The organism is Humiphilus diazotrophicus, assembly GCF_059726315.1.
This window is the reverse complement of record NZ_AP040870.1, coordinates 6175167-6187542: the sequence shown is the minus strand read 5'-3', so window position 1 is coordinate 6187542 and position 12376 is coordinate 6175167. Positions and strand designations below refer to the sequence as shown.

The 12376-nt window shown below is 50.9% G+C and carries 8 protein-coding genes; 5 read left to right on the top strand and 3 right to left on the bottom strand.

The genetic code is table 11. The features are described from left to right. The first annotated feature begins 269 nt into the window (after positions 1-269). Positions 270-638, top strand: a complete 369-nt coding sequence (locus AC6I7T_RS25210) for a CxxC-x17-CxxC domain-containing protein (RefSeq protein WP_497790529.1) — start codon at positions 270-272, stop codon at positions 636-638. Between the two features lie 293 nt (positions 639-931). Here the strand turns inward: AC6I7T_RS25210 and AC6I7T_RS25205 are convergent, their stop codons facing one another. Then, complete coding sequence (locus AC6I7T_RS25205) at positions 932-2422, bottom strand: B12-binding domain-containing radical SAM protein (RefSeq protein ID WP_497790528.1); 1491 nt, start codon at positions 2420-2422, stop codon at positions 932-934. A gap of 517 nt (positions 2423-2939) precedes the next feature. On the opposite strand from AC6I7T_RS25205, the gene AC6I7T_RS25200 reads away from it, so the two are divergent. From AC6I7T_RS25200 to AC6I7T_RS25185, 4 genes are all read left to right on the top strand, one after another. Then, positions 2940-5171, top strand: coding sequence for a beta-glucosidase (locus tag AC6I7T_RS25200; RefSeq protein ID WP_497790527.1), 2232 nt, complete (start codon positions 2940-2942; stop codon positions 5169-5171). 299 nt (positions 5172-5470) lie between these two features. Continuing rightward, positions 5471-6991 carry a GH1 family beta-glucosidase gene (locus AC6I7T_RS25195; RefSeq protein WP_497790526.1) on the top strand — a complete coding sequence of 507 codons (1521 nt, stop codon included), beginning with the start codon at positions 5471-5473 and terminating at the stop codon, positions 6989-6991. A gap of 837 nt (positions 6992-7828) precedes the next feature. Beyond that, on the top strand, positions 7829-9742 hold the full coding sequence (locus AC6I7T_RS25190) for an APC family permease (RefSeq protein ID WP_497790525.1): 1914 nt from the start codon (positions 7829-7831) through the stop codon (positions 9740-9742). A 93-nt stretch (positions 9743-9835) separates the two neighbouring features. Beyond that, positions 9836-10156 carry a hypothetical protein gene (locus AC6I7T_RS25185; protein ID WP_497790524.1) on the top strand — a complete coding sequence of 107 codons (321 nt, stop codon included), beginning with the start codon at positions 9836-9838 and terminating at the stop codon, positions 10154-10156. A gap of 306 nt (positions 10157-10462) precedes the next feature. Here AC6I7T_RS25185 and AC6I7T_RS25180 read toward each other — a convergent pair whose 3' ends face one another. Both AC6I7T_RS25180 and AC6I7T_RS25175 read right to left on the bottom strand, forming a co-directional pair. Then, the gene (locus tag AC6I7T_RS25180; RefSeq protein WP_497790523.1) at positions 10463-11101 is read right to left on the bottom strand and encodes a hypothetical protein; all 639 of its coding nucleotides are present in this window, start codon (positions 11099-11101) and stop codon (positions 10463-10465) included. Between the two features lie 302 nt (positions 11102-11403). Then, positions 11404-12174, bottom strand: a complete 771-nt coding sequence (locus tag AC6I7T_RS25175; protein ID WP_497790522.1) for a DUF3891 family protein — start codon at positions 12172-12174, stop codon at positions 11404-11406. Between the last annotated feature and the right edge of the window lie 202 nt (positions 12175-12376).

Here is a 12376-nt window from a genome sequence, read left to right as displayed (position 1 = left end):
TAGTTTTACGTGATGCGATGTCCTCTAGAACTCTGTTTATGGTCGCCGAGGGTGCGGTGAATGGAGCGTGAAACTTCCGGGTCGCCTTTGCGGTAGTCTGGCAAAGGAGAAAACGATTAGGCAACTTGCAAGAAGCTGCGTAGACAAGAGTAGATCGCACTACTACCCTCCCTGCTCCTAGTCTAGACGCAATTAACCCAGGTGCAATACCAACCCCAGAATTATTCGGGCTCAATTTATTAGAAGTGGACTAGGAATCGAGGAGCGAAATGTCGGAGAATATTCAACTTACCTGTAGCGACTGCGGACAGGAATTTACATTTTCAGCTGAGGATCAGGCATTCTTCAGAGAACGCGGATACTCAACACCAAAGCGTTGCAAACCCTGTCGGCAAGCGAAAAAGAACGAACAAGGACAGGGAGGCGGCTCCGGATATCGCTCCATGCAGTCCCAGGGAACGCCGGTAATTTGCTCGGGGTGTGGTCAGCAAACCACAGTTCCTTTTGAGCCCAGGGGGGATCGTCCGGTATTTTGCAAAGATTGCTATCAGGCCCAAAAGGGATCGAGTGGCGGCGGATATCGTGATCGTGACCGCGGCGGTTCCCGTGGACACAGCGGCGGACGTAGTCGTTACTAGAGCAATTTAGCTTTAGAAATACTCCACCCATCAAGAGCCAGCAAGACTTTGGCTTCGACCAACGGGGCAGCGAACACTTCAGTTTCGGTGCCCCGTTAGCCTTGAATTGCCGAGGGATGCCTAGAACATTCCTTGCCTAGGTATAGACTTGCCCGCGATAGAGAAGAGCAGCTTTCTTTCCTTCCCAGCAAACCAACGACAGATTTGCCGGGGATCTGGATCCGGTCTTTGGCGATAAGCTGCGTTTGCTTCTGTGTCGTGGTCTTCTTTGCGGGAAATGCTTTAGCTCTTCCCTACTCGTTCTCCAGCAAACGCTCGGTCATTACCTGAAAGTGATATCCCATCACGGCGAGGGTCATTGCCGCCCCAAAGGAGTGGCGATAACGCGTCGCGACAGTTAGCAGAAACTTCCAATAACTCAGGCGCGTCCGTCCTAATACTCCCTGACGAAAGATGGAAAGCACTAAGGCTCGCATGTTGTCATAAGTCAGATATTGCGAATAGCTCGATCCACTCGGCACACTACAACGCCCCAGGAATAACTTTACGCGTTCATAGTAAGCATCACAGTTGTAAATTCTCTGTAATACAGAGCGATATCCTTCAACCAACCTTGCCGAATCCATTCGCGGCAGAAAGTTCATCTTGCAATCGGTATTATTCCCTTCGCCAGAATCCACGATTCGGCCCTCCGCCTTCAAACGACGGAAGAGCTGCGTGCCAGGCATAGCCTGAAGCAGACCAACCATGGCAATAGGAATGGCGCTTTTCTGAATGAAATCGACCATCCGGTCGAAGATATCTTCGCGATCGGTATCGAAGCCCAGGATGAAACCACCCATGACTTCAATCCCGAAGCCCTGAATAATACGCACGCTGTCGAGAAGATCCCGTCGCGTATTCTGCAGCTTATTGTTTGCGATCAAGCTGGACTCTTCCGGAGTCTCGATTCCCAAGAAAATGGAAGTAAACTTAGCAGCCTGCATCAACTCAAGCAATTCCAGGTCATCGGCCAGATTGAGGGAAGCTTCCGTAATAAAACGGAATGGGTAATGACGGCTCTCGCCCCACTCCACCAATGCCTGTAATAACTCCTTGGCGCGCCTCTTGTTACCGATGAAGTTATCGTCTACAACAAAGACCGCCCCTCGCCAACCGGCACGGTACAACTGGTCAAGTTCGGCAAGCACCTGGTTTATAGCCTTTGTTCGTGGACGTCTGCCGTAAATTTCAATAATGTCGCAGAACTCGCAATTAAAGGGACATCCACGGGAATACTGAACCGTCATAGTACTATAACGACGCATCTTGATCAGACTAAGATCCGGCAGCGGGCTATGCTCCATGGAAGGCCGCTCTCCTGCTTGATATTGGCTCTTGAGAGTTCCGGCCTCCAGATCTTTGGCCAGGTCGGCCATGATATCTTCGGCCTCACCAATAACAAAGCTATCTGCCTGTAAGACATCGCCAAGACTGCTGGTAATCGGACCGCCAACAATCGTTTTCAGACCACGGGCACGACAGCGCTCCAGAATTGTGGTCAAATGCGGCTGCTGAATGTGCATAGCACTCAAGAAGGCAACATCGGCCCACGCCAGATCCTTATCGCGAAGCGACTCCACATTGGTATCGATCAATCGTTTTTGCCAGCTCTTGGGAAGCAGTGCGGCCACGGTCATCAGGCCCAACGGAGGCTGAGCAGCTCGCTTTCCCTGAAAAGAAAGGGCATGTCGGAAGCTCCAATAGGTATCGGGAAATTGAGGATAGATGAGCAGAATATTCATTGGCTTCCTCCAATAGCAGGCACATTACATAAGCTCAGATAGCTCGCGGCCCTGCAAATGAGCACATTTCAGTTACATACATTTTCGCGCTCCTAGACTCTGCAAACAACGCCATGACAAAAACATTACAGAACTGGAGGAGGCCGGAACCGCAGGATCAGCGCGGTGTGCAGGACAGGTCCAAGTTTTTGTCAGATACCGGGACGGAGCGTCCAATAACCTAAGTCCCCCGGTAAAACTTCTGCTGTCTTTTCATACCCCGGAGGGCTTCCTGCCTACGCTGTTCCCTGCTCCAGAATCCGGGCAGAGAGTCATCGAACAATAGGAGTTCCGGCTGCAACAAAGTGATGATGTCAGACCACTTACACGCCTCGAATCCCTATCACCAGAGGAAACTGCTTTTACGGAAATTCCGTATGTACATCTTTCGTAGCGATGAATTATAGTTAAACGTTTTATTAAATGAGATCCGTCTGTACCGTCGGATCTTTTCGGAAGTATAGCTGGCAAAGGACAAATGAAGACTCACAAAAATTTCCTGGGACTCGCATTAATGGCGGGAGCGCTCCTCTCGATTCCGTCCGTCGCGCAAAACTTCACCCCTACGGAACCTCGCCCCTGGATGAATACCTCTCTTTCTTCCGAGGAACGAGCCGAACTGGTGCTGAAACAGATGACCTTGGATGAGAAGATTTCACTGCTACATGGAAATGGCATGCCGCACTGGCCCAAGAGCATGCCTCTTCTCTGGCAATCAAACGGAGGAGCCGGATACGCGGTTGGTATCCCCCGCCTAGGAATTCCTCCCATTCAAATGTCCGATGCTGCATATGGCGTACGATCCAGCGGCGAAAACGGCAAGTACTCCACCGCCTTACCCTCAAATGTCGGAGCAGCATCCAGTTGGGATCTGGAGGCTGCCTACGAATACGGAGCTCTGATCGGCCGTGAATTGCGAGCACAAGGTTACAACATGTCTCTCGGTGGTGGAGTGAACCTCACCAGAGAGCCTCGCAATGGACGAACCTTCGAATATATGGGTGAAGATCCAATCCTGTCCGGCAAACTGGTCGGACAAGTCATGAAGGGATTGCAGGCCCAGCACGTCATTGGAGACATCAAGCATTACGCTCTCAACGATCAGGAGACCGGACGCAACATTGTGAATGTCATCGTCTCCAAGAGAGCGATGCGGGAGAGCGATCTTCTCGCCTTCGAAATCGGCCTGAAGGATTCGAACGCCGTAGCTTTCATGTGCTCGTATAACCGCGTAAACAGCGATTATGCCTGCGAGAACAAATACCTGCTGAACGAGGTTCTGAAAAGAGATTGGAAGTTTAAGGGCTTCGTTTTATCGGATTGGGGTGGTACTCACAGTACAGTAAAGGCCTCGGCAGCAGGCTTGGATCACGAGGAGCCGTTAGCTGACTTTTTTGGCGACGAGCTAAAGAAGGCAGTAGAAGAAGGCAAAGTCCCCATGGCCGAGATAGACGACCATGCACGCCGCATCCTTTGGGCTGAATTTACTGCTGGTGTTGTAGATCACCCAATCAAGAAGAGCGTTGTGGACGTGATGGGAGGATTCGAAGTTGCCCAACGAATCGCCGAACAAAGCATCGTCCTTCTAAAGAATGAGAAGGACCAACTGCCACTGAACGCTGCAAAGCTCAAAAAAGTCGCCGTGATCGGCCCCCATGCCGATGTAGGTATGATCTCCGGCGGTGGCTCCGCACAAGTTGACCCTCCGGGCGGAAATGCCATCATGCCTCCAGGACAGGGAGAAACAAAGTGGCAGGATCAGGTCTGGTTCCCCACATCTCCGCTCAAGACGATTAAAGCAAAGCTGCCGAATGCCCAGGTCGAATTCAACTCCGGAGAAGATGCTGCCGCTGCTGCTGCGCTGGCCAAATCCTCCGATGTAGCGATTGTCTTCGCCTATCAGTGGGAGAGTGAAGGCATGGATCTGCCAAGCTTGGCACTGCCTTTAAATCAGGATCAGCTGATTGAACAGGTTGCAGCGGCGAATCCACATACGATCGTGGTGCTTGAGACCGGTGGTCCCGTTACGATGCCCTGGGCAAATAAAGTCGCCAGCATCCTCGAAGCGTGGTACGCAGGAAGCCGCGGAGCAGAGGCCGTCGCCAATGTTCTCACCGGCGAGGTGAATCCCTCTGCAAAGCTACCGCTCACTTTCCCGAAGAGCGAGAGCGATCTGCCACGTCCTCAGATTGCACAGCCTTCGGAAGCAGAACGGAACGAGGGTAGAGCCGCAGTCAACACCCATGCAAATCCGGAATCGGCTTATACGGTCCGCTACGATGAGGGTCTGAAGGTTGGATATAAGTGGTATGACGCAGAGAACAAGCCTGTACTCTTCCCCTTCGGCCATGGCCTCTCCTATACCTCTTATGCTTATTCGGGACTTAAAGTAACTTCCGCACCCAATGTTACGGTGAGCTTCCAGGTCAAGAATACGGGCAAGCGTGCCGGGGCGGAAATCGCTCAGGTCTATGCTTACATGCCAACCAATACGGGAGAACCACCGAAGCGTCTGATCGGCTGGTCCAAAGTCAAGCTCAACCCCGGCGAAAGCCGTGAAGTAAGCATCTCAATTGATCCCCAATATCTTTCCATTTTTGATGAGAGTAAGGATCAATGGTTATTGGCTCCGGGCGAATACACGATCGCAGTCGGTGGATCGTCGCAAGATCTGGGCGTGAAGCAGAAGATCACAATACAGAACCAGTAACAGCTAATTAACAGAACCCCGTAGCTATTTTGCAAAGAATGGCTACGGGGGCAACTCGAGCATCTCCCGAAAAGATGTAGACCGAAGCAATGAAAGCCGCTCTTCACCTTACTTGGAAAGTTCACAGTATTTCGGGAAATGCTCTAACTACCTGTCAATGTTGTAATTAGTAAAAGATTAGCTTGGGGAAACATGGGAGTTTCATGGCTTACACACTCTATCTGAAACCGCGCTATCCTTCCCGCCAGCTATGACTGAAGTGCTAATCAAGATTCCTTCCATAAGAAAGGATCGTGTATATGAATCGCCGCCAGTTTGTCAGTAGCTCCTTCGCACTTGCAGGCAGTGCCTTGATCTCACAGCGTGGCTTCGCCTTGAACGGACTCTATGCGCCGCCTTCCGGTTCACTAATGCCCAAAATCGATGTTGCAGGTGCCCGCTTTCCGGATAACTTCTTCTGGGGCACAGCAACTGCCGCATATCAGGTGGAAGGAGCATGGAATGCTGAAGGTAAGGGAGAGTCTATCTGGGATCGTTTCGCCCATACAGCAAGTAAAATAAAGGGAGCAGCTACTGGCGACACGGCCTGCGATCAATTCCATCGCTACAAAGAAGATATAGCACTCATGAAGCAACTCCATCAGAAGAGCTATCGCTTCTCCGTAGCCTGGCCTCGCATCCAGCCGATTGGTTCCGGACCGGTGAACCAAGGTGGTCTTGATTACTATAGCCGCTTGGTAGATGCGCTGCTAGAAGCAGATATCCGTCCCTTGTGCACGCTCTATCACTGGGATCTGCCACAGGCACTGGAAGATCAAGGGGGATGGCCTAATCGGGATCTAGCGGCTCGCTTCGCAGAATATGCAGGGATTGTCACCAAGGCTCTGGGAGATCGAGTCCGGACTTGGGCCATTTTCAATGAACCGTGGGTCTTTACTTACCTGGGTTATGCTTCAGGAATCCATGCCCCCGGCAAAACAGATTTTGAGCAATTCCTTAAGGCGTCGCACACCGTAAACATCGCGCAAGGCGAGGCCTTCCGTGCCATGAAAGCAGTATCGCCTAAGAGTAAAGTGGGTACGGCATTCAGCATGTCTCCCGCGACTCCGGCTAAAAACGATGAGGCAGATAAGGCTGCTGCTGCACGCTTCCATGCCTTCAATAATGTTTGGTTCCTGCATACCGCAATCCATGGCACATATCCGAAAGCTTTCTACGGAGAGACTCCGCTTGAGGTGATGGGCTTCCGCTCCGGAGACGAAAAGCTCATGCAAGCGCCGCTCGATTGGATCGGAATTAACTATTACTTCCGTCGTATCGTTTCCGATCCTGGACCATCATCAGCCACCTCGTCCGGTAAGGTCACGGAAGCGGCCTTACACCTCGATGCGAAGAGTGGCAGCGATGGTCAGTTGACCGACTTCGGCTGGGAGATCTGGCCTTGGGGCATGTACGACATTGTCACGCAGATCACCCGTGAATATAACAAGCCGATTATCGAAATCACCGAGAATGGCTGCAGCTACGGAGATACGCCCTTTGCCGGTGCAGGCGGTCACGTTCCCGACAAACAACGCATTGCGTATTATCGTGATCATTTGGCAGAGCTGGCACGAGCGATCAAGGACGGAGCCGATGTCCGCGGATATCACGCCTGGAGCTTGTTGGACAACTTTGAATGGGCTGAGGGTTACTCGCAACGCTTCGGCCTGACCTATGTCGACTTCCGCGACCAGAAACGCACGATCAAAGACTCTGGGCTATGGTACGGCAAGGTAGCGACATCGAATCGGCTTGAACAAGCTACTCCTCGCGAGTAGCAGAAACAGCAGCCCCCACAGGCATGTCTTGTGGGGGCTTTTTTTATACGGCGTGGATGGGAAACTGTATCTACAAAATCTGCTTACGATAAATCTCCCTTTTAGGACCGGCCAGCCGATACCCCCTAATTTGCATCCAGCCACGGATGGATTCATAAGCATGCTCGGCAACCTCATCCTCATTCTCGCAATAAGTGCAGGCTACCGTCACAGAAGGAAGACTTCTCACCTCATAGTGGCTCCGTCGAGGAACCACCTCTCTTAAACGAACAAAGGGCTCTCCCTCTATAACGCCTGAATCAGCCAGCGAAACGTTGGACTGCCTACTTTTGCTTCCTGCAGCAAAACCATCCGATATAGAAAATCAGGCACACTTCCTGACCCGCCTCATGGGAGCAATCACAGAAGCTGCGAATGGGTCCCCGCTGATTAACCACTTCCGCACGGAAACCGGCCGTTCTCGCTCAGACTTAAGCTATCGCCCGACTAAGGAGGGCTCCGAATAGCGCGATTTTCATACCAGGCAGAAGCCGGATCATAAATAAGCAAGATTAGCCCAGCGATGCTAACCATCTGGTTTAGGGTGGAACTCTTCTTCACGGAGTCTGCACTAGATGCACAAATGGAGGTTTACTGCAGACTAGAGCAAAGACGGCAATCAACCTTAACAGGGGGTATCCATTCAAAAATACTGCGGTTGAGGTGACAAATCAGACTAAGGCATCCCCCTTCTCTCGTCACGCCCTTTCTATTAACGGACAAGCAACCTTTGGGCAGCCATCTTTTCGGCGAGGAACTCCGTCTCTCTAAGCTGAGGATGAGCTTCTCTTCGAAACCATGAGCAAAGTCGAAATCCCGGTCAAGACCAAAATCACCGCAAAGAAACGCTTCGTCGGGTGGCTACTTTCAGATCTACCCATTCCAAAGATCATGCATACCTCGGAAGAAGCACAGCATGCCTGGTGGCGAGTCATGTGCTTGACCGGAGTAGACTACTTTTCCACTCTCGGTTATCAGCCGGGGATTGCTTATCTCGCAGCGGGCATCCTTTCTCCTTTCGCAACTTTAGTTTTAGTTGCGGTCACACTCTTTGCGGCTTTACCTGTTTACCGGCGTGTCGCTGCCGCCAGTCCCAATGGACAAGGCAGCATTGCCATGCTGGAAAAACTTCTTCCCGGATGGCGAGGGAAAACACTGGTTCTCGTTCTACTCGGCTTTGCCACGACGGACTTCACCATCACCATGACACTCTCAGCTGCCGATGCCGCTGCGCACGTGACCCATAATCCCTTTACTCCGTCATGGATGAAAGATCAGATGGGCGTAACACTGGTACTTTTAGCTATTCTGTGTGTCATCTTTCTCAAAGGCTTCAAGGAGGCAATCCAAATTGCCGTAGCCCTGGTCGCCATCTATCTGGCGATGAATGGAGTCGTAACCGTTGTCGCTCTCTGGCATGTTCTTCAACAACCGCATTTGCTCCTGAATTGGAAACAGAGCCTCATCACACAACATCCCAACCCGCTTGCAATCCTTGGACTCGCCTTGATTCTTTTCCCAAAGTTGGCCTTAGGCCTCTCCGGTTTTGAAACAGGTGTTGCGGTGATGCCGCTGATCAAGGGAAAAGATCTGAATGCCAGGATTCTCAATACCCAAAAGCTCCTGACCACTGCTGCCGTTATTATGAGTATCTTCTTGCTTGCGACCAGCATGGTCACCACCTTGCTGATTCCGCCGAAGCTCTTTCAGGCCGGAGGTGCGGCAAATGGACGCGCAATGTCGTATCTAGCGCATCAATACCTGGGAAATATCTTCGGTTCTGTCTACGACTTAAGCACAATCCTGATTCTCGCCTTCGCGGGAGCATCAGCAATGGCTGGGCTTCTGAATCTGATTCCGCGATACCTTCCAAGATACGGAATGGCCCCGGAATGGGCACTCGCTTCGCGTCCCCTTGTCCTGGTATTTGCAGCCGTAGCGATCACGGTCACGCTACTTTTCCATGCAGATGTTGATGCCCAAGGCGGGGCCTATGCCACCGGAGTGCTTGTTCTGATTACCTCTGCAGCCCTCGCTGTCTTTATTGCCGTTCGAAAGAAGCCGCTGCGCTGGCCCTATCTTTTAATAGTCTGCCTTTTCGTATACACAACGACACTCAACATGGGAGAACGTCCCGAGGGCATCAAGATCGCCTCATTCTTTATCGTCACAATGATCTTGACCTCTCTAACATCGCGGGCTCTACGTTCTACCGAACTGCGTATCACCAGTGTTCGGCTAGATCGGGAAGCTGAACGTCTGCTTGCTGAGGATCGGGACCAGGTCATTCATGTAGTAGCCATTCATCCCCAACGAAATAATGAACAGGATCTGAACATGATAGATGCCAAGATCCGTGGCATCTATAAGCTAGATCCACAAGAGTGCCTTTATTTCTGCCAGATCGAACGCAGCGATGCTTCGGAATTTGAAGATAAACTCCGAGTCAGAGGCAAGAGGACAGGAAAACATAGGATCTTGCAGGCACGAAGCCCGGTGGTAGCCAATGCTATTGCTGCATTACTGATCTATCTGGAACAATCGACAGGCAATCCTCCGCATGCCTATTTCCACTGGACAGATGGTAATCCCATCGCCAATTTGATTAGCTTTCTCCTTCTGGGAGAAGGAGACGCCGCCCCAATTACCCATGAGGTCCTTCGCCGCGCAATCAAAGAGCCCCAGCGGAGACCGGTCATTCACGTAAGCTAGACAGAAATCAGCATCGGTAACCCAAAAACCGAGATGGATAAAGCCCAAATTCCGACAAGGTCGGTGTACGATGTTCAGGGCTGGAGGTATGTAATGGAAAGTCAACCCGAACAACCAAGTGAGCCATTGAATCGCGTCGTAAATATCAATGGCTACAAGATCACTGGCTCCCGCCAGATGAATACTGACGACGAATGGGGATGGTACATCATCGCGACTTCCGCGCAATATGGACTCGAAATACGTTGGGTGTCCGGAGATAAACTTTATGATCTTCATATTCATCACCGTACCGAAAAAAACAATGCAAATTCTTACGAAAAGCTGAGAGAAATTAGTTCCATGAGAAAGCAGGAAAAAGTAGCCATTCTTCAAGCAATTTCCGAATGGGAAGCAACCGACTCAATTGACTGACTCACTACCAAATTCTTGACGAATAATACGTTTTAACTCGACCGTGCAGTATTATTTCTTAAAGACTCAGCGATAACCCTCATCCTACGAATTTGCCCACATCAGGGTGCGCAGAACTTTTCCGACTACTAGCTTCATGGGTAAGAGCACACTTCTAGATCCACTCACAATGACAACAACCATAGTCAAGTACTGGGTCTTGAATCTCGACGTCAGATCTGAAGCAAAGAAAAGAGCTCCGACTCGGACCGAGTGTCCAAGTCAGAGCTCGTGAAAGAATCTATGACGGTGTCCTACGATTAACCGCTATTTGTGCTTTAGTACTTTTCCGGAGTTTGCATCAATGAGTGATACGAATCCAGATTTCTTATCTCCCCACATCACCATCCAAACAGGAGCCTGGAATTTATAGGTCTTTCCTATTTCGAACGCTGTTACCGACTTCCCGGAATTCTTCTTTAGCCAAGCCGAAGCATCAGCCACAGCTGCCTGATAGGCAGCATCCGAATCGGTATTGAACATGGGAAGATCGATAGGCATATCGTCCTGCCGAACGCCCGCCCAGGACATCTTAAGTCCGGCACTCACACCCTTGTGAATAGTCGGAGGAACAGCAACAGCCGAATATGTGTAGATCCTATAGGAATGCTGGCTAGGAGAACCAAACCAGCCTTCCCACATTACCGCCTTACCAACCTCGTTCTTAAAACCTGGAATATCTTTTTGTGAGATCTTCAGTAAGACAATGTCGGTAGTCCAACTGCGCGCAGCCGGATACATCTGAGAAAAGGCCGTTCTGGCGGTGACAGGAACACCTGCGGCTTTAGTGCCCTCTTCAGGCTGGTTGCTAGTAGAAGAATTGGTAACTGATTTCGAGCAGCCCGCAAGAAGCAGCACTGCAAGGACTGTAATACCCACTGCACAGCATTTGCGCAAAGTACTCATCAGAGTCCTCCACTTACCGCGAGGACCCTAGACTCAATTCAACAACGGGCTTAAGGCTGTGACAGCAGTCACAGCGATTAGTCCATTGAAACAATTAGAGATATTTGTCTCGCTCCATGAGGCGAAAGAGTACGTGTGCCTGCTTACAACACGCTACCAAGCTTATCACTAATGTTAGGCCATTCTCTTTATGTCCGAATAAGCTTAGCCTTCATAAGTTGGAGGAACGAGAGATCCAATTGCAATAACAACACCGCTGTATCTAAGGAAAATGCACAGGAATACTCGCGGCACAAGACAGCCTATAGCGTCCATTCCAGCAATAAAGGCTCCGTTTCCCGCTCTCTCCCTCGATAAAGAACCGCTTGTAAAGAGAGATGGGTACCAGCCTTAACCACTGGCGAAGAAAAGCAAACCTTCGTTTGCCACCAGGACGCAACTACCTTGGTTGCAGAATCGGCATCAGGATCCGCTGGATGGCAAAGAGGAAAGATCGCTGGAACCCTGGATCCACAGCATAGATACAGAGACAGAAGGTCGCAAAAACCTAAGGCGCCCGTCCAACGAATTAAATCTTCAGAAGAGACACTCAGGCTTGTCTCAATAATTTTTCTTCGCTTCGATTCCCTCTCCGTAAATTCCCTATGTAAAAGATCGTCCGTGGCCAACAACTCAAAATGCCGGCCGATCAGAACCATAGCGAGTGGCGAGATCGCTTCTGCGTTCCGGATGGACTGTTCCCAGGCCTGAATAGCTTCCTCAATCGCGATCTCGGGAAACGGCTTCGGATCACGAGAACCTAGAATTGACAGCTGGCGTTCATCGCTCTTCACCCAGCCGCTGTCGTGCTGACGAATAGCTTCTCTCACATCGAACGAGAGTTCTCCGAAGAGATCGGCACACAGCGAATCCGCAATGTCTCCAGAGAGTTGGGCATGAGCAGATTGGGAGATGAGGGCAACTGGCGGGACACTATACTTTTGGGTGTGCAAGAAGGCCTGCGGTGCCGTCCAGGGCTCCATCCGAAGCTCTTCCTGAGAACCAAACTGCATTGAAAGAGGGCGAAAAAGCATTCACTGCACCTCGTTACTCAGATGAGATGCACCTCCTCCACAGAGTTAACTGAAAGCTACCTGAGAGCAAATCCAACACTTGGTTTCTGCGCCAGTTCACCCCGGAAGGCATTTGGGTATCGGTGAAGTCGCTTGCATCTTCTTACTGAGCAATTACCTACAGCCAGACTCAGTCGATGTGCAATTGTTTGCACAATTAGGG